Source organism: Herbaspirillum seropedicae, assembly GCF_001040945.1.
GTDB classification, from domain to species: Bacteria; Pseudomonadota; Gammaproteobacteria; order Burkholderiales; family Burkholderiaceae_D; genus Herbaspirillum; species Herbaspirillum seropedicae.
Map to the genome: position 1 here is coordinate 5,131,287 of NZ_CP011930.1, position 17,361 is coordinate 5,148,647.

Below are 17,361 nucleotides of genomic sequence, written 5' to 3' on the forward strand. Positions count from 1 at the left end.
GGCCCAGGAGGGCCTACTCAGTCCGAACGGTTGCTGAGGATTGGATGCGATCAGGCCGCCAAGCTGGCGTTGTCGATCACGAAGCGGTACTTGACGTCGCCCTTGAGCATGCGCTCGTAGGCGGTGTTGATCTCGTCGGCGCGGATGAGTTCGATATCGGCGACGATGCCGTGCTCGGCGCAGAAGTCCAGCATCTCCTGGGTCTCGGGGATGCCGCCGATGAGCGAGCCGGCCAGCGAGCGGCGCTTCAGGATGAGGTTGAAGACGTTGGGCGAGGGATGCGGCGTGGCCGGCGCGCCCACCAGGGTCATGGTGCCTTCGCGCTTGAGCAGCGCCAGGAAAGCGTCGAGGTCATGCGGTGCCGCCACGGTGTTGAGGATGAAGTCGAAGCTCTTGGCATGCGCGGCCATTTCCTCGGCGTTACGCGAAACCACGACTTCATCGGCGCCCAGCGCCTTGGCATCAGCGCGCTTGGAGTCGGAGGTGGTGAAGGCCACCACATGCGCGCCCATGGCGTGGGCGATCTTGATGCCCATGTGACCCAGGCCGCCGATGCCGACCACGCCCACCTTCTTGCCCGGACCCGCGCCCCAGTGGCGCAGCGGCGAATAGGTGGTGATGCCGGCGCACAGCAGCGGCGCAACCGCGGCCAGGTCGGCTTCCGGATGGCGGATGTTGAGCACGTAGCGCTCATGCACCACGATCTGCTGCGAGTAGCCGCCCATGGTCCAGCCGGGGGCGTCGTCGGTCTTGCCGTTGTAGGTGCCGACCATGTTGTCGCAATAGTTTTCCAGGCCTTCGTCGCAGTCCGGGCAGCTCTGGCAGCTATCCACGATACAGCCCACGCCGACCACATCGCCGACCTTGAACTTGCTCACGTGCGCGCCCACGGCGGCCACGCGCCCGACGATTTCATGGCCGGGGACGCAGGGATATTGGGTGCCGGCCCATTCGGAACGGATCTGGTGCAGGTCGGAGTGGCAGATGCCGCAATAGGCGATGTCGATCTGGACGTCGTGGGCGCCGGTGGCACGACGGGTAATGTGCAGGTGTTCCAACGGCTTGTCGGCCGCGTGGGCGCCATAAGCGTGTACTTGCATGGGATCTCCTGAGTAAGCTGGCGTTGAAGATGCACAGGCCGATAAAGGGGAGCCTGTCATGGGACGGGATAGTGTGGCGTAGCGGCAAGCTGCCGGACAGACCTATTGCTCGGTGATTTCTGCCTAAAAATCCACGACGGCAGCGGCAATGGTCGCGGCAGCGCTTGCCCGGAAAGACGCTGGCCACAGTGATTGCGCCCGATCCTGATGAAGCGGATCAGGCAGCCCGGGTTGGTTGGGCTGTGGGGGGTGGGGATTAGTTCCGATGCAGGGCCACGCCGAAAGCGCCGGGCCCATCGTATGCACGGCCGGCTTCTATCCAGCCGCACCAGACTTGCGCGGACGCCCGCCTTTCTTGCCATTTTCACGCACCGCCAGGGTCTTTGCGAGAGTGCTGCGTGCGCCGTTACGGGTAGCAATCACGGTAGAGGCCAGCTTCATCAGTGAAGTGCTGGCGGCCACCAGTCCTGCGATGGAGACATGCAGATCGCGTTCTTCCAGGCACAAGGCGCTGCCGGCGTAGCCGAGCTCGATCCGGCCCAGTTCGGCGCGGGTGAGCGAAGCCAGTTCCGCGTAATTGGCGACGGGAAGAAGAATCGCCGTCTGATCAGCGAAATGCACCGCCAAGGCCTCCCATTGCGGCAGATAGCTCACCTGCGTGGCATGGGGGGAGGCAGCGCGGCGTCGGCGTCCTACCGCAATGGCCTGTTCCATCACTTCTTCGGTGACCGGCTCGTTGTCCCGCTTCTTCGCCTTGATCGTCGTCATAGTTCAATCTCCAAGGGGCCGCGCTGGCCCACCAGTTGCAATAAGGTCCGGTCATGCCAGGGATCGTAGCGCGCCCATAGGATGTCCATGGCCGCCACCCGATACTGATTCGGGCTGACGATCTCTTCGGCCCGCGCATCCCACTGCTGGTTGTCCAGGCAGACGGTATGGCGGCTGAGCCACCAACACTGGCGCGCGCGCCGCACATGGACCGGCTCCTCGATCACTTGGCGCAGTTTTTCCAGCAAAGCAGCGCTGGGCGCATGAGCCAAGGGGATCACATCCCACAAGGCGACGCCGTTATGCCAGAAGCTGAACCGGTAACGCGCCTCCCATCGCCCGCTACCAACATGAACATGCGGTGGGCAATGTTCGTTGCGCGTAAATAGAGAAACCACCAAGCCTTGGTAAGTGCAGATTCTCATAAAACCTAGCCGTTAGGTTATTTGAAGGATGGCCCCAATGCAAGTCTTGCGGACGAACCAGGCCCCATGACGTAACAGCATGGAGCGTAGATACAACACCGGGTGACGGGAAGGGGAGCGATTGCGTCGCTGCCGTGAGCAGCACGCAATCGGAAGAGGCTAGGGAGGAAGAAGGGAGATGTCAGCAGCAACAGTCATCTATCACTGCCTTGTTCGAATTTTGTCAGTCCCGCACACCCAGCCGATAAGCGGTGGTCTGCCGATACACCTGCCCCGGCCGCAGGATCACGGCTTCGCACAAGGGGGTATTGACCTGGTCGGGATAGGACTGCGCCTCCAGGCAGAAGCCATCATGGATGGCATACGGCTGTTCGCCCCGGCCCTCGACTCCGGAGAGGAAGTTGCCACTGTAGAACTGCAGGCCGATCTCGGTGGTGGACACGCGCAGCTCACGGCCCGAGCCCGGCTCATAGACGGTGGCGACCTCGCGCAGGGCCTGGGCGATGCGGCCTTCGCCGGGGGCGGGCTCGCGCTCGCTGCGCAGGCAATAGCAATGGTCGAAGCCGCCAGCGAGCTTCAACTGCGGATCGGGCCAGTCCAGCCGGGGGCCGATGGGCGCGGGCTGGCGGAAATCGAAGGCGCTGCCGGCCACCTCGGCGCGGCCCACCGGGATGAGCTTGGCATCGACCTGCAGATAGGCGTCGGCATCGATGGCGATGATGTGGTCGCGGATGTCGCTGGCGCCGCCGTTGAGGTTGAAGTAGGCGTGCGAGGTCAGGTTGATGGGGGTGGCGGCGTCGCTGGTGGCGGTGTAGTCGATGCGCAGTTGGCCTTCGTCGTCCAGCCGGTACAGCACCGAGGCCATCACCGTGCCGGGAAAGCCGGCCTGGCCAGCCGGCGAGACCAGCATCAGGCGCAAGCCCTCGGGATCAGGCTGGACCTGCCACAACTGGCGGTGGAAGCCTTCCACGCCGCCATGCAGGTGATTCTCCCCTTCATTGCAATCGACCTGGTGCGCCACGCCGTCGAGGTTGAAACGGCCAGCGGCGATGCGGTTGCCCCAGCGGCCCACGATGGCGCCGAAATAGGCCGGATTGTGCTGGTACTGCTGCACATCGGCAAAGCCCAGCAGGACGTCGGCCTCGCGGCCATAGCGGTCCGGCGCCCACCAGTTGATCATGCTGGCGCCGAGGTTGCTGATGGTCACGCGCATGCCGGTGTGGTTGCGCAGGGTGTAGAGCTGGACGCCGTTGGCGGCGGTGGTGTGGGAGAGTGTGAAGTGCGTCATCGTGTCGGTTCTAGTAGGGTGGTCCCTGCGGATTTCTTTTTCTGCCGGGCGGCAGGCGCGGCTGCGCGCTCCAGCCCGGCGGCGAATTGTTCCTGGTATTCCCTGGGCGTGCAGCCCAGTTCACGCTTGAAGACGGCGTGCATGTATTGCACCGAGGTAAAGCCGCAACTCACGGCGATCTCGGCGGCATGGCTGCCGGCCTGCTCCAGCAGGCGCTTGGCGGCGTCGAGCTTGAAGCGCAGGATCTCGTCGTGGACGCTACGGCCCAGCTCGCGGCGGAAATACCATTCCAGCGAGGAGCGCGAGATGCCCACGTAATCGGCCACCTGGTCGGTCTTGATGCCCTGGCAGGCGTACTGCCGGATGAAATGCAGCGCCTGCATCACATGCGGATGGTTGCGCACCTCGTGGCGGCTGGAGGCCAGCACATTGATGCCCACCGGCGGCACCATGATGCGGGTGTCGGGAAAACGCGCCCCATGCAGCATCTGGTGCAGCAGGTGGGCAGCGGTGCGGCCCATTTCCACGCTGCCCTGGATCACCGAACTGAGCGGAATGCGCGTCAACACCCGCGCCAGCGGATCATTGTCGATGCCGATCAGGGCCACCTGTTCCGGCACGGCAATGCCGGCGAACAGGCAGGCCTGCAGCAACTGCCGCGCGCGCGCATCGGTCACTGCAATGATGCCTACCGGCTTGGGCAGGCTGCGCACCCAGGCGATCTGCTGCTCCACGGCGGTATCCCAGGACTGCGCGCTGGTGCCCACGCCCCGGTAGATATGGCCAGCGATGCCGTCGGCCCCGGTCAGGTCGGTGAAGATGCGTTCGCGCTCCTGGGCCCAGCGGTTGCAATCGGACTCGGGCAGGCTGAACAGGGCGAAATGCTGCAGGCCGGCTTCGATCAGATGATCGTAGGCCAGCTTGACCATCTTGTAGTTGTCGGTGGCCACATAGGGGCGATTGGCCGGGTATTGGGAGGGATCGGCGTAGGAACCGCCGATGGCCACCACCGGCAGTTGCACCCCTTCCAGCGCGGCCGTGGTGACCGGGTCGTCGAAGTCGGCAATGATGCCGTGCCCGGCCCAGCGCTCGATGCCCTGCGGGCGGCAGCGGAAATCCTCTTCCAGGTACAGGTCCCAGGAAGCGCGGGTGCTGCTGATGTATTCGCCGATGCCGGCGATGATTTCGCGGTCAAAGATCTTGTTGCCATTGAAGAGCAACGCAATCCGGTGCACCGTGGGTGCTTTTGCCACGCTCTGTCTCCTGTCTGGCGGCGTCGCCGGGCGCGCCGTTTTTTTATCTGGTGAGGAATTGTAGCGAGTCATCGCCGTACTGGCCGATATGTGCTCCTGCAACAAAAAGAATCACTATGACGTTTGGTGAATTTCGTAATTGTAGATTGGATTGGCGCGGGGCTAGTATCCCCTTCGCACCATCATGCGGCGTGACCCCCACCGGACCAGCTTGGCCCCACGCGCCCTCCGGAAGCGAATGCCCCAAAAGGGATCACTCTTGGGGATGACTCTTTCCACCGGACAACGCCGCTTCAAAAATCATAATCAATTCAAATTCAATTCAAATCGGAGACTGGACTATGAAGGCAATGCTGAAGAAGACCGTATTGGCGCTGATGACCGTGACCACCCTGTCCATGGTGGCCGGCAGCGCCATGGCCGACGCCAAGAATCCCAAGATCGGTTTTTCCATCGATGACCTGCGCGTGGAGCGCTGGGCCCGTGACCGCGACTTCTTCACCGCCGCGGCTGAAAAGCTGGGCGCCAAGGTCTACGTGCAATCGGCCGACGCCAGCGAGCAGCGCCAGATCTCCCAGATCGAGAACCTGATCTCGCGCGGCGTGGACGTGATCGTCATCGTCCCCTTCAACGCCACGGTGCTGACCAACACCATCAAGGAAGCCAAGAAGGCCGGCATCAAGGTGCTCTCCTATGACCGCCTGATCCTCAACGCCGACGTCGATGCCTACATCTCCTTCGATAACGAGAAGGTCGGTGAAATGCAGGCCGAGGGCATCCTCAAGGTCAAGAACAAGGGCAACTTCTTCCTCCTGGGCGGCTCGCCCACCGACAACAATGCCAAGATGTTCCGCGAAGGCCAGATGAAGGCCTTGAAGCCCTACATCGACAAGGGCGACATCAAGATCGTCGGCCAGCAGTGGGTCAAGGAATGGAACCCGACCGAGGCGCTGTCCATCGTCGAGAATGCGCTGACGGCCAACAACAACAAGATCGACGCCATCGTGGCGTCCAATGACGGCACCGCTGGCGGTGCGATCCAGGCCCTGGCGGCGCAGAAGCTGGCCGGCAAGGTGCCGGTCTCGGGCCAGGACGCCGACCTGGCCGCGGTCAAGCGCGTCGTGGCCGGCACCCAGACCATGACCGTCTACAAGCCCTTGAAGCAGATCGCCACCGAGGCAGCCAAGCTGTCCGTGGAACTGGCCCGCAACGAGAAGCCGACCTACAACGCCCAGTATGACAACGGCTTCAAGAAGGTCGACAGCCTGTTGCTCAAGCCCATCCTGCTGACCAAGGAAAACGTCAAGGTCCTGGTCGATGACGGCTTCTACACCCAGGCCCAGATCGACGGCCGCTGATCCCTGAGTCAAGCATGCCGGCTGCTCCCCCCGTGGCAGCCGGCATCGCCGTCTGCGCATCCTCCGCGCGCAGACCCCGGAGACTTACTGGAAAGAACAGGCATGTCCGAGTATCTGTTAGAAATGAAAGGCATCGTCAAGAGCTTTGGCGGTGTGCGCGCCCTCAACGGCATCGACATCAAGATCCGGCCCGGCGAATGCGTGGGCCTGTGCGGTGAAAACGGCGCGGGCAAGTCCACGCTGATGAAGATCCTCTCCGGCGTCTATCCCCACGGCACCTGGGAGGGCGAGATCCTCTGGGATGGCAAGCCGCTGCAGGCCCATTCGGTGCGCGACACCGAAGCCGCCGGCATCGTCATCATCCACCAGGAACTGATGCTGGTGCCCGAGCTGTCGGTGGCCGAGAACATCTTCATGGGCCACGAGATCACCCTGCCCGGTGGACGCATGAACTACCCGGCCATGTATCGCCGCGCCGAAGAACTGATGCGCGAACTGAACATGCCCGACATCAACGTGGCCCTGCCGGTCTCGCAATATGGCGGCGGCCACCAGCAGCTGGTGGAAATCGCCAAGGCGCTCAACAAGGATGCGCGCCTCTTGATCCTGGATGAGCCGTCCTCCTCGCTGACCGCCTCCGAGATCGGCGTGCTGCTCAAGATCATCAAGGACCTGAAGGCGCGTGGCGTGGCCTGCGTCTACATCTCGCACAAGCTCGACGAAGTGGCCGAGGTCTGCGACACCATCTCGGTCATCCGCGACGGCAAGCACATCGCCACCACGCCAATGCAAGAGATGGATGTGGACAAGATCATCACCCAGATGGTCGGCCGCGAGATCACCGCCATGTACCCCGAACGCAACCACGCCATCGGCGAGGTGGTGCTGGAGGCGCGCAACATCACCTGCTACGACATCGACAATCCGCGCCGCAAGCGCGTCGATGACGTGTCCTTCTCGGTGCGTCGCGGTGAGATCCTGGGCATTGCCGGCCTGGTCGGCGCGGGCCGCACCGAACTGGTGTCGGCCATCTTCGGCGCCTATCGCGGGCGTTACGAAGGCCAGGTGCTGCTGGAGGGCAAGCCGGCCGATACCAGCTCGCCCCTGAAGTCCATCCGCCGCGGCCTGTGCATGGTGCCGGAAGACCGCAAGCACCATGGCATCGTGCCGGATCTGGATGTGGGCCAGAACATCACCCTGACCGTGCTCAACCGTTTCTCGCGCGGCAGCCGCATCGATGGCAGCGCTGAACTCAAGACCATCCAGGACGAGATCGGCCGCATGCGCGTCAAGACCGCCACGCCCTTCCTGCCCATCACCAGCCTGTCCGGCGGCAACCAGCAAAAGGCCGTGCTGGCCAAGATGCTGCTGGCCCAGCCCAAGGTGCTGATCCTGGACGAACCCACGCGCGGCGTGGACGTCGGCGCCAAGGCCGAGATCTATCGCCTCATCTCCGAACTGGCCAAGGCCGGGCTGGCCATCATCATGGTCTCCTCCGAACTGGCCGAGGTGCTGGGCGTGTCGGACCGCGTGCTGGTGATCGGCGAAGGCCGCCTGCGCGGCGACTTCGTCAACGACAACCTGAGCCAGGAAACCGTGCTGGCCGCAGCGATCAACCAACCCGTGCCACAGGCCACGCCCCGTGCGGCGGCGGGCTGAACAAAAACCACAAGGTGAATCCGGTATGACTTCAAGCACCCTGGCCAGCATGGCCGACCTCAAGCAGGTATTCCGCCGTTACAAGATCATTGCGCTCTTGATCGCCATCGCCATCATCTGGGGCTTCTTCAGCTTCATGACCGATGGCGGCTTCGTGACGCCCCGCAATCTCTCCAACCTGTTGCGCCAGATGTCGGTGACCGGCATCCTGGCCTGTGGCATGGTGCTGGTCATCATCGCCGGTGAAATCGACCTGTCGGTGGGTTCGCTGCTGGGCCTGCTGGGTGGCCTCGCCGCGCTGCTGGACGTGAGCCACCACCTGCCGCTGGCGCTGAACCTGGTGCTGGCGCTGGGCTTCGGCCTGGCGCTGGGCCTGCTCAATGGCTATCTCACCGCCTACCTGGGCATTCCCTCCTTCATCGTCGGCCTGGGCGGGATGCTGGCCTTCCGCGGCATCCTGCTGGGCATCACCGGCGGCCTGACCATCGCCCCGGTGTCGGACAACATGGTCTACCTCGGCCAGGGCTACCTGCCGCCGCAGATGGGCGTGGCGCTGGGCATTGCACTGTTCGTGCTGGCGGTCGCGCTGACCTGGATGAGCCGCGTGAACCGCAGCCGCCATGGCCTGCCGCTGGCGGCGCTCTGGCGCGATGCGCTCAAGGTGGTCGTCATCGGTGCGGTGCTGCTGGCCTTCGTGCGCACGCTCAACAGCTATGACGGCATCCCCGTGCCGGTGCTGCTGTTGCTGGCGCTGCTGGGCCTGTTCAGCTACGTGAGCACGCAGACCGTGTTTGGCCGCCGCATCTATTCGGTGGGCAGCAACATGGAAGCCACCCGCCTGTCGGGCGTGAATGTGCAGGCGGTCAAGCTGTGGGTGTTCGGCATCATGGGTGTGATGTGCGCGCTGGCCGGCCTGGTCAACACCGCGCGCCTGGCTGCCGGTTCGCCCTCGGCGGGCAACATGGGCGAACTGGATGCGATCGCGGCCTGCTTCATCGGCGGCACCTCCATGCGCGGCGGCTCCGGCACCATCTATGGCGCGCTGATCGGCGCGCTGGTGATGGCCAGTCTCGACAACGGCATGTCCATGCTGGACGTAGGCACCTACTGGCAGATGATCGTCAAGGGCAGCATCCTGGTGCTGGCGGTGTGGGTCGATGTGAGCACCCGTTCGGGCCGTTGAACCTGGCAAGGCGATGGCCTCAATACCGTTCGGACGACTGACTGACGTGACGCAAAAAACTGACTACCGTTCGGACTGAGTAGGCCCTTGGGCCGTATCGAAGGCGCTCTGGCGCAAACGTAGGAGCGCCTTCGATACGCGGCCATGCCGCTACTCAGTCCGAACGGAAGGGGATGAAAACGACATCCGTTTTCTTCTCCGAATGACCTGATCAATTTTCCGGGCCGCACCTGCGGCCCATCCTATCCTCTGGAGTACCAAGCATGACCGCAGCCACCACCCCCGCATTCGAACACGCCCTCTATCGCAGCCTCGCCGGCAAGCGGGTCGTCATCACCGGCGGCGGCAGCGGCATCGGCGCGGCCCTGGTGGAAGCCTTCGTCGGACAAGGCGCACAGGTGTGCTTCCTGGATATCGCCGCCGAGCCCTCGCAGGCGCTGGTGGCGTCGCTCAAGGATGCGCCGATCGCGCCGCGCTTCTTCCCCTGCAACCTGATGAACCTGGAAGCCTTGCGCGCCACCTTCACCGAGATCGAAACGGTGATGGGCGGGGTGGACATCCTCATCAACAACGCCGCCAATGATGACCGTCACAAGACCGCCGACGTCACGCCCGCCTATTGGGACGAACGCCTGGCGGTCAACCTGCGCCACCAGTTCTTCTGCGCCCAGGCCGTGCTGCCGGGCATGCGCGAGCGCAAGCAGGGCGTGATCCTCAATTTCGGCTCCATCTCCTGGCATCTCGGCTTGCCTGACCTGACCCTGTACATGACCGCCAAGGCCGGCATCGAAGGCATGACCCACGGCATGGCGCGCGACTTTGGCCGCGATGGCGTGCGGGTCAACGCCATCATTCCCGGCGCCATCCGTACCCCGCGCCAGACCCTGCTCTGGCACACCCCCGAAGAAGAGGCGAAAATCCTGGCTGCGCAATGCCTGCCTACCCGTGTCGATCCGCATGATGTCGCTGCCCTGGCGCTGTTCCTGTCCTCCGACAGCGGCGCCAAGTGCACCGGCCGCGAGTACTACGTCGATGCCGGCTGGCTGGGCGCGTAACCTATCCACACGCCTTTCGGCCCCGAGGAATCCATGAACAAGCCAAACGCCACCCCCCGTCGCTTCCGCTCCCAGGACTGGTTCGACAACCCGGACCACATCGACATGACCGCGCTCTACCTGGAGCGCTTCATGAACTACGGCATCACGGCCGAGGAGCTGCGCTCGGGACGTCCCATCATCGGCATCGCCCAGAGCGGCAGCGACATCAGCCCCTGCAACCGCATCCACCTGGAGCTGGCCAAGCGGGTGCGCGATGGCATCCGCGATGCCGGCGGCATTCCCATGGAATTCCCGCTGCATCCCATCTTCGAGAACTGCCGCCGCCCCACCGCCGCCATCGACCGCAACCTGGCCTACCTGGGCCTGGTGGAAATCCTGCACGGCTATCCCATCGACGCCGTGGTGCTCACCACCGGCTGCGACAAGACCACGCCCTCGCAGATCATGGCCGCAGCCACCGTCGATATCCCCGCCATCGTGCTCTCCGGCGGCCCCATGCTGGACGGCTGGATGGATGGCGAACTGGTCGGCTCCGGCTCGGCCATCTGGAAGGGCCGCAAGCTGCTCTCGGCAGGCAGCATCGACAACGAGAAATTCCTGGAGATCGCGGCGGCCTCCGCGCCCTCGTCCGGCCACTGCAACACCATGGGCACCGCCTCCACCATGAACGCCATGGCCGAGGCCCTGGGCATGTCGCTGACCGGCTGCTCGGCCATTCCCGCGCCCTACCGCGAACGCGGCCAGATGGCCTATGAGACGGGCCGGCGCATCGTCGGCATGGCCTACGAAGACCTGCGTCCTTCCGCCATCCTCACGCGCGACGCCTTCCTCGACGCCATCGTGGTCAATGCCGCCATCGGCGGCTCCACCAATGCCCAGCCGCACATCATGGCCATGGCGCGCCATGCGGGCGTGGAACTGCAGTCGGAAGACTGGATGAAGTACGGCTACGACGTGCCACTGCTGCTGAACATGCAGCCGGCCGGCAAGTACCTGGGCGAACGCTTCCACCGCGCCGGCGGCGTGCCGGCCATCATGTGGGAACTGCAGCAGGCCGGCAAGCTGCGCGCCGAGCGCATCACCGCTACCGGCAAGACCATGGCCGAGAACCTGCAGGGCCGGGCATCGAACGACCGGGAAATGATTTACCCATTTGCCGCCCCGCTGCGCGAGCGCGCCGGCTTCCTGGTGTTGAAGGGCAACCTGTTCGACTTCGCCATCATGAAGACCAGCGTCATCTCGGAAACCTTCCGCGAACGCTATCTCAGCACGCCCGGCCAGGAGAACATCTTCGAATGCCGCGCCGTGGTCTTCGATGGTTCGGACGACTATCACGCCCGCATCAACGACCCGGCGCTCAAGATCGACGAGAACACCCTGCTGGCCATCCGTGGCGCCGGCCCGGTGGGCTGGCCCGGTTCGGCCGAGGTAGTCAACATGCAACCGCCCGACGCCCTGATCAAGCGCGGTGTATCGACCCTGCCGACGCTGGGCGATGGCCGCCAGTCGGGCACCTCCGACAGCCCCTCCATCCTCAACGCCTCCCCCGAGAGCGCCGTCGGTGGCGGCCTGGCCTACCTGCGCGATGGCGACCGCGTGCGCATCGACCTCAACACCGGCGAGTGCAACATGCTGGTCAGCGAGGAAGAGCTGGCGCGCCGCAAGAGCGAGGGCATCCCGCCGGTGCCGCCCAGCCAGACGCCCTGGCAGGAAATCTATCGCAGCACGGTCGGCCAGCTGGAGACCGGCGCCTGCATGGAACTGGCCTTGAAGTACCAGGGTGTGGCCCAGACCCTGCCCCGGCACAATCACTGACATGCTGACCCTGCACCGTGAAGTGCGCATGCCAACGCCGCCCGCAGGGCGGTGCAAGACGCCTTTGCGCATCGACGCCCACCAGCACTTCTGGCGCTATCGCTCGGAAGACTATCCCTGGATAGGCGCAGGCATGGACCTGCTGGCGCAGGATCGCCTGCCCTATCAGTTCCAGCCGCTGCTGGAGGCCCAGGGGCTGCATGCGTCGATCACGGTGCAAGCGCGCCAGGGCCGCGATGAAACCGCGTTCCTGCTGGAGATGGCGCGGCGCGACAAGCGCATCGCCGGCATCATCGGCTGGGAAGACCTGTCTGCGCCCGACCTGGCCGAGCAGATGGAGCGCTGGGGCCGTCACAAGTTGCTGGGACTGCGCCACCAGTTGCAGGAACACGATGACGCCAACACCCTGCTCACCCCGGCGCCGCTGGACCAGGGCGTGCGCTGGCTGCAGGAACGCAGCTATACGCTGGATGTACTGGCGCATGAACGTCATCTGCCGCAGCTGCGCCAGTTCTGCGCCCGCCATGACCAGCACTGGGTAGTGCTCAACCACCTCGGCAAACCGGCCCTGAAGGAATTCCGCAAAGGCCGCGCCGCCTTCGAGCGCTGGCGCCAGGAGTTGCGCGAACTGACCGCCATGCCGCACGTGGCCTGCAAGATCTCGGGGCTGCTGACCGAAGCCGATTGGCTGCGCGGCCTCTGCACGCGCGACTTCGAACACATCGTGCAATGCCTGGATACGGCGCTGGACCTGTTCGGCCCGCAACGCCTCATGTTCGGCTCGGACTGGCCGGTCTGCCTGCTGGCCGCCTCCTATTCCCGCGTGGTGACCGTGGTGCGCGAATGGTCCGCCACCCGGCTTTGTCCCAGTGACCAGGACGCCCTCTGGGGCGAATCCTCGGCCCGCATTTATGGGTTATTGACATAGCGTTTTGCTCCTCTGCCTTTTCGTTGTCAAGCACCAAGGCCTATGCGATGTTTATCGAGAGCCTGGTTAAAGAAAAGGTAGGGGGAATAAAATCAAACGGCTAAAACGCACTTTCACATACACCATCTGGGTGCTGGCGCTGATGACGGCCACCGTCAGCTGCGCCGTGCTCTACCAGAGCCACAGGCAGGTCGAACGCGCCGCCATCGAGCATGGCGCCAACATCGCCCGCATTGCCCAGCGCTCCATCTCGCGCAACGTGGAGCTGCTCACGCTGGCCCTGGACAGCCTGACCTGGCGCTACCGGCATACCCAGCTGCACGAGATGCCCTTGCAGCAGAAGATGGAATTCCTGCTGGGCGAAAATATCGAGGCACGCTATGTCGCCGCGCTGGGCATCGTCGATACCGACGGCGAGCTGGTGGTGGGCTCGGCGGCCTTGTCCCAGATCTTGCCCGGTCCCTATGCGCAAAGCGATTTCTTCACGGCCCATCAGACCCATCACGCCCAGGGCGATACCGGGCTCTACATCTCTGCGCCCCTGACGGTACGGCTGGAGCGGCGCATGCAAGTGGTGGTGCTGTCCAAGCGGCTGGCGCAGCCGGACGGCAGCTTTGCCGGCATCAGCCTGATGGTGCTCTACCTCGACTACTTCCGCGATCTGTTCCAGGGCCTGACGCTGGAAAACGACGGCGTCATCTCGCTCTATTCGGCCGATGGCCTGGCCTACATGCGCATTCCCTACAACGAAGCCTTCATCGGCTCGCGGCTCAACATCTCCGAGGACCTCGAACGCATCTTCTCTCCATCGGGTCCGGCCCAGGGCAGCTACTTCGCCCGCGCGCAACAGGATGGGCCGCGCTGGCTCTACACCTTCGCGCGCGTTCCTGGCACCGGCTGGACCGTCTTCATCGGCCGCACCGGGGCGCGTATCTTCCGCGAGTGGTACAACATGCTCTATGCGGTGCTGTTCCTCATGGCCAGCTTCTGCATCGCCAGCATCTACCTGATCCGGCGCGTGCGCGTGGAACTGCAACGGCGCAGCGCGCTGGACCAGCAACTGGAAGAGCTGGCGCGCACCGACAAGCTCACCAGCCTGCTCAACCGGCGCGCCCTGGACGAAGCCCTGGCGCGCGCCTGGAAAAGGGCCGAGGAGAACCCCGACGCCATTTTCTCGCTGCTGTTCGTGGACGTGGATTTCTTCAAGCTCTACAACGACACCTATGGTCACAAGGCCGGCGACTATGCGCTCATGGCGGTGTCGCGCTGCATCGTCGCGGCGGTCTCGCGGCTGTCCGACCAGTCGGGACGCTATGGGGGCGAGGAATTCGTGGTGCTGCTCAATGGCACCGACACGGTGGGCGCGACCCATGTGGCCAAGCGCATCATCAGCGCCATCCAGAGCCTGAAGATCCCGCACGAGCGCAGTCCCTTTGACATCCTCACCGTCAGCATCGGCGTGACCTCGCTGCTGCGCGAGCACCACAGCAGCATCGAAGACGTCGTCAAGGACGCCGACGCCGCGCTCTATCGCGCCAAGCAGGACGGCCGCAACAAGCACAGCCTGTAGCGGCGCTGGCTCAATTGAGCGAGCAGTTGAGCCACTTGGCGATGCGCACGCCGTCCAGGCGCGAGCCATCGGCGCTGCCGCTGCCCAGCATGGTGACGATCACCGGACGGCGGTCATGCACCAGCATGCGCAAGACCATGTTATGGCCGGACTCGTTGATGAAACCGGTCTTCTGCACGCTGGCATTGACCTGGCCATAGCGGATCAGGCGATTGGAGTTGATGTATTGCAACTGGCCGCGGCCGATGTTGATCATCTTCTGCTTGTCCAGCGAGTCATTGCGGATCAACTGGTAGCGGTTGGCCGCCTGCACCAGTGCAGCCAGCTCGCGCGGGGTGGAGACGTTCTCCGGCGAGAGGCCGGTGGCGTTCTCGAAGTGGGTATGGCTCATGCCCAGCGCCTGGGCGCGGGCGTTCATGGCCGCGATGAAGGCCGGGCGGCCGCCCGGATAGTCGCGGCTCAGCGCTGCAGCGGCGCGGTTCTCGGACGACATCAGGGCGATGTGCAGCATGTCCGCGCGCGACAGGCTGGCCCCCACGCCCAGGCGCGAATGGGTGAACTTGAGGGTATCGAGGTCATCCTCGGTCACTTCCAGGCGGTTGCCCATGGCCAGCTGCTTCTGGTCCAGCCAGACGATGGCCGTCATCAGCTTGGTCACCGAGGCGATGGGCGCGACGGTATCGGCATTGCGCTCGAAGAGGGGCGTGCCGGTCTGTTCATCGAGGACATAGACCCCGCGCGAGAAGATGTGCCGGCGCGAGGCCTCGGTAAAGCCGCAACGCGCAAGCAGCTCCGGCTTGCCCGAGGCCGGCGCGCTGGCCGGGGTGGCTGTGGCCGCTGTGGCTGCCGTGGCCGCTGTACCCGCAACCGCCGCCGCTGCCGCCGGACGGCGCAGCGCACGGCGCGAGCGCGCTGTGCGGGCCGGCTTGTCGGCGCTGGCCTTCTTGCGCACCGTGCGCTTGCGCCCCTTGGCGCCGGTGGCGGCGCTGCGATGCTTGCCGGCGCTGGAGCCGGCCGCCTGGGCCTCGGAAAACTTGCCGGCCAGGGTGGCCAGCATCAGCACCAGCAGGCTGCACATCATCAGACGGGCCACTGCGCCGGCGCGGCGCAGCAAGGACAGGAACAGGGGGGTGGCGTGACCGTAGGGGGGCCGCAGCGTGCTCAACATCGTCGGAAACCTTAGAAACCTTACAAAGCTTGGTGGGTGCATTCTTCCAGAGAGGGGCCATGATACGGAAACTTGGACTTTGGTGCAGCCCCTGCGGCCTTCCGGCAGTGATGTCAGCCAGGCAACCCGGCAGAAAAATCCTTCCCCGGCGCGGGGCTGGCGGCGCATAATCTGTCCCATTGCCTTTGTCTGCCTGATCCCTTCATTCGTCCCATGTCCAATCTGATCGTACACGGCGGCCGTCCGCTGCGCGGCGACATCATCCCCTCCGCCAACAAGAACGCCGTCCTCCCCATCCTCTGCGCCACTCTCTTGACCGACCAGCCGCTGCGCCTGATCGGCATTCCCGAGATCACCGACGTCAAGAAGATCCTCGAGATCTTCCGCGTGCTCGGCAGCGAGGTGACGGTGGACTATGCCAGCGGGGTGTTGGAACTGCATCACCGCGATACCCATTTCGACCCCAAGCTGCACCACCTGCCGGAAGAGATGCGCTCTTCCATCATGCTGGTGCCGCCGCTGCTGGCGCGCTTCGGTGTGGCGCGACTGGAGAATGACGTCAAGGGCTGCACCCTGGGCGTGCGCGAGATCGATCCGCATGTGGAAGTGTTCCAGCGCTTCGGTGCGCAGGTCGAGAGCAGTCCCGATTCGCTCATCATCCGCACCCCTGGCCGCATGCAGGCCAATGACCACTGGCTGGACTACGCCTCGGTGACCACCACCGAGAACTTCGTGCTGTGCGCGGCCAGCGCCGAAGGCACGTCGGTCCTCACCAATGCCGCCTCCGAGCCGCACGTGCAAGAGTTCTGCCGCTTCATGGCCATGCTGGGCGTGCAGATCGAGGGCCTCGGCACCTCTCGCGTGAGCGTGCGGGGCGGCGGCCCGCTGGGCGGCGGCGAGTTCCGCTTCGATGAAGACTTCCACGAGATCGCCACCTTCCTCGCCATGGGCGCCATCACCGGCGGCCAGGTGCGGGTGCGCAACAGCGCGCCGCAGCAGTTCCCGCTGATCGACCGCACCTTCGCCAAGTTCGGCGTGGAAGTGGTGCATGAGAACGGCTGGTCGCACACCCGCCAGAACGGGCCGCTGAAGGTGGTCAAGCCCTTCACCAGCAATATCCTGACCAAGGTCGAAGCCGCGCCCTGGCCCTACCTGCCGGTGGACCTGCTGCCCATCTTCATTGCGCTGGGCGTCAAGGCCGAGGGCAATACCATGTTCTGGAACAAGATCTATGACGGCGCCATGGGCTGGAGCAGCGAGCTCTCCAAGTTCGGCGCGCACGTCTTCCTGGGCGACCCGCATCGCCTGATCACCTTCGGCGGACTGCCGCTGTCGCCGGCCTCGGTGGAGAGTCCCTACATCATCCGCGTGGCCATTGCGCTGTTCATGGTGGCGGCCAGCATCGAAGGCCGTTCGGAAATCCGCAACGCCCTGCCGATCCGGCGCGCCCATCCCAAGTTCGTGGAAAACCTGCGCTCGCTGGGCGCGGTGGTGGACTGGGTCGAGGAAGACTGAGGCGACTTGCCTGCACCGGCAAGCCGGTCCGCCCTTCCCAGCAAATGGCATCCGACGCATGGAGCCGTGCTCCTGCGTCGGTTTTTTTTGCGCATTGGCAGCGTATCGGCAAGGGACCGGCTGCGCCCGCACATTCCCCCTGGCAATGCGATTTCTGATGGCCTGCCACTTTCTTCTGCTTCATCTCCCGCACCCTCCGACCGTCTTTTGAAGGCTGCCAAAACAAGTGCTTGTTGATTGAATAAATCACATTTATTCGATAGTTCAACGCGG

14 protein-coding genes are annotated in these 17,361 nt (G+C 64.4%); 8 read left to right on the top strand and 6 right to left on the bottom strand.

Annotation, left to right across the window (positions count from 1 at the left end; genetic code table 11):
* Positions 1–50: 50 nt before the first annotated feature.
* The 5 genes from ACP92_RS22385 to ACP92_RS22405 all read right to left on the bottom strand — a co-directional run bounded on the left by ACP92_RS22385 (position 51) and on the right by ACP92_RS22405 (position 4,834).
* A complete protein-coding gene (locus tag ACP92_RS22385) occupies positions 51–1,100 on the bottom strand; it encodes an NAD(P)-dependent alcohol dehydrogenase (RefSeq protein WP_013236408.1) in 1,050 nt (349 codons plus the stop codon).
* Positions 1,101–1,415: 315 nt separating this feature from the next.
* Positions 1,416–1,868: a DUF2442 domain-containing protein gene (locus ACP92_RS22390; protein ID WP_013236409.1), complete on the bottom strand. Its 453-nt coding sequence runs from the start codon at positions 1,866–1,868 to the stop codon at positions 1,416–1,418.
* Positions 1,865–2,293 carry a hypothetical protein gene (locus ACP92_RS22395; protein ID WP_013236410.1) on the bottom strand — a complete coding sequence of 143 codons (429 nt, stop codon included), beginning with the start codon at positions 2,291–2,293 and terminating at the stop codon, positions 1,865–1,867. The genes ACP92_RS22390 and ACP92_RS22395 overlap by 4 nt, the downstream gene beginning before the upstream one ends.
* A gap of 223 nt (positions 2,294–2,516) precedes the next feature.
* On the bottom strand, positions 2,517–3,581 hold the full coding sequence (locus ACP92_RS22400) for an aldose epimerase family protein (protein ID WP_013236411.1): 1,065 nt from the start codon (positions 3,579–3,581) through the stop codon (positions 2,517–2,519).
* Positions 3,578–4,834, bottom strand: coding sequence for a XylR family transcriptional regulator (locus ACP92_RS22405; RefSeq protein WP_041311335.1), 1,257 nt, complete (start codon positions 4,832–4,834; stop codon positions 3,578–3,580). The genes ACP92_RS22400 and ACP92_RS22405 overlap by 4 nt, the downstream gene beginning before the upstream one ends.
* A 377-nt stretch (positions 4,835–5,211) precedes the next feature.
* On the opposite strand from ACP92_RS22405, the gene xylF reads away from it, so the two are divergent.
* The 7 genes from xylF (at position 5,212) to ACP92_RS22440 (ending at position 14,405) form a co-directional block, all read left to right on the top strand.
* Positions 5,212–6,192, top strand: a complete 981-nt coding sequence (gene xylF, locus ACP92_RS22410; protein ID WP_374726462.1) for a D-xylose ABC transporter substrate-binding protein — start codon at positions 5,212–5,214, stop codon at positions 6,190–6,192.
* Between the two features lie 102 nt (positions 6,193–6,294).
* On the top strand, positions 6,295–7,851 hold the full coding sequence (xylG, locus tag ACP92_RS22415) for a D-xylose ABC transporter ATP-binding protein (protein WP_013236414.1): 1,557 nt from the start codon (positions 6,295–6,297) through the stop codon (positions 7,849–7,851).
* A 25-nt stretch (positions 7,852–7,876) separates the two neighbouring features.
* Positions 7,877–9,034: a sugar ABC transporter permease gene (locus ACP92_RS22420; RefSeq protein ID WP_013236415.1), complete on the top strand. Its 1,158-nt coding sequence runs from the start codon at positions 7,877–7,879 to the stop codon at positions 9,032–9,034.
* 263 nt (positions 9,035–9,297) lie between these two features.
* Positions 9,298–10,089 carry a D-xylose 1-dehydrogenase gene (gene xylB / locus ACP92_RS22425; protein WP_013236416.1) on the top strand — a complete coding sequence of 264 codons (792 nt, stop codon included), beginning with the start codon at positions 9,298–9,300 and terminating at the stop codon, positions 10,087–10,089.
* A 33-nt stretch (positions 10,090–10,122) separates the two neighbouring features.
* Positions 10,123–11,907 (top strand): IlvD/Edd family dehydratase, encoded by a 1,785-nt coding sequence (locus ACP92_RS22430; RefSeq protein ID WP_013236417.1) that lies wholly within the window; start codon positions 10,123–10,125, stop codon positions 11,905–11,907.
* A 1-nt stretch (position 11,908) separates the two neighbouring features.
* Complete coding sequence (locus ACP92_RS22435; RefSeq protein WP_041311336.1) at positions 11,909–12,835, top strand: L-fucono-1,5-lactonase; 927 nt, start codon at positions 11,909–11,911, stop codon at positions 12,833–12,835.
* A gap of 142 nt (positions 12,836–12,977) precedes the next feature.
* Positions 12,978–14,405: a sensor domain-containing diguanylate cyclase gene (locus ACP92_RS22440; protein WP_013236419.1), complete on the top strand. Its 1,428-nt coding sequence runs from the start codon at positions 12,978–12,980 to the stop codon at positions 14,403–14,405.
* A 10-nt stretch (positions 14,406–14,415) separates the two neighbouring features.
* Here ACP92_RS22440 and ACP92_RS22445 read toward each other — a convergent pair whose 3' ends face one another.
* Positions 14,416–15,573 (bottom strand): serine hydrolase, encoded by a 1,158-nt coding sequence (locus ACP92_RS22445; RefSeq protein WP_013236420.1) that lies wholly within the window; start codon positions 15,571–15,573, stop codon positions 14,416–14,418.
* Between the two features lie 213 nt (positions 15,574–15,786).
* On the opposite strand from ACP92_RS22445, the gene ACP92_RS22450 reads away from it, so the two are divergent.
* Positions 15,787–17,088 carry a UDP-N-acetylglucosamine 1-carboxyvinyltransferase gene (locus tag ACP92_RS22450; RefSeq protein ID WP_013236421.1) on the top strand — a complete coding sequence of 434 codons (1,302 nt, stop codon included), beginning with the start codon at positions 15,787–15,789 and terminating at the stop codon, positions 17,086–17,088.
* The last annotated feature ends 273 nt before the right edge of the window (positions 17,089–17,361 follow it).

Bases quoted from the DNA above. Each gene is read 5' to 3' on its own strand.
- ACP92_RS22420 (WP_013236415.1), top strand. From the start codon at position 7,877: ATGACTTCAAGCACCCTGGCCAGCATGGCCGACCTCAAGCAGGTATTC.
- ACP92_RS22385 (WP_013236408.1), bottom strand. From the start codon at position 1,100: ATGCAAGTACACGCTTATGGCGCCCACGCGGCCGACAAGCCGTTGGAA.
- ACP92_RS22390 (WP_013236409.1), bottom strand. From the start codon at position 1,868: ATGACGACGATCAAGGCGAAGAAGCGGGACAACGAGCCGGTCACCGAA.
- ACP92_RS22430 (WP_013236417.1), top strand. From the start codon at position 10,123: ATGAACAAGCCAAACGCCACCCCCCGTCGCTTCCGCTCCCAGGACTGG.
- xylF (WP_374726462.1), top strand. From the start codon at position 5,212: ATGACCGTGACCACCCTGTCCATGGTGGCCGGCAGCGCCATGGCCGAC.
- ACP92_RS22445 (WP_013236420.1), bottom strand. From the start codon at position 15,573: ATGTTGAGCACGCTGCGGCCCCCCTACGGTCACGCCACCCCCCTGTTC.
- ACP92_RS22395 (WP_013236410.1), bottom strand. From the start codon at position 2,293: ATGAGAATCTGCACTTACCAAGGCTTGGTGGTTTCTCTATTTACGCGC.
- ACP92_RS22435 (WP_041311336.1), top strand. From the start codon at position 11,909: ATGCTGACCCTGCACCGTGAAGTGCGCATGCCAACGCCGCCCGCAGGG.
- xylB (WP_013236416.1), top strand. From the start codon at position 9,298: ATGACCGCAGCCACCACCCCCGCATTCGAACACGCCCTCTATCGCAGC.
- ACP92_RS22440 (WP_013236419.1), top strand. From the start codon at position 12,978: ATGACGGCCACCGTCAGCTGCGCCGTGCTCTACCAGAGCCACAGGCAG.
- ACP92_RS22450 (WP_013236421.1), top strand. From the start codon at position 15,787: ATGTCCAATCTGATCGTACACGGCGGCCGTCCGCTGCGCGGCGACATC.
- ACP92_RS22400 (WP_013236411.1), bottom strand. From the start codon at position 3,581: ATGACGCACTTCACACTCTCCCACACCACCGCCGCCAACGGCGTCCAG.
- xylG (WP_013236414.1), top strand. From the start codon at position 6,295: ATGTCCGAGTATCTGTTAGAAATGAAAGGCATCGTCAAGAGCTTTGGC.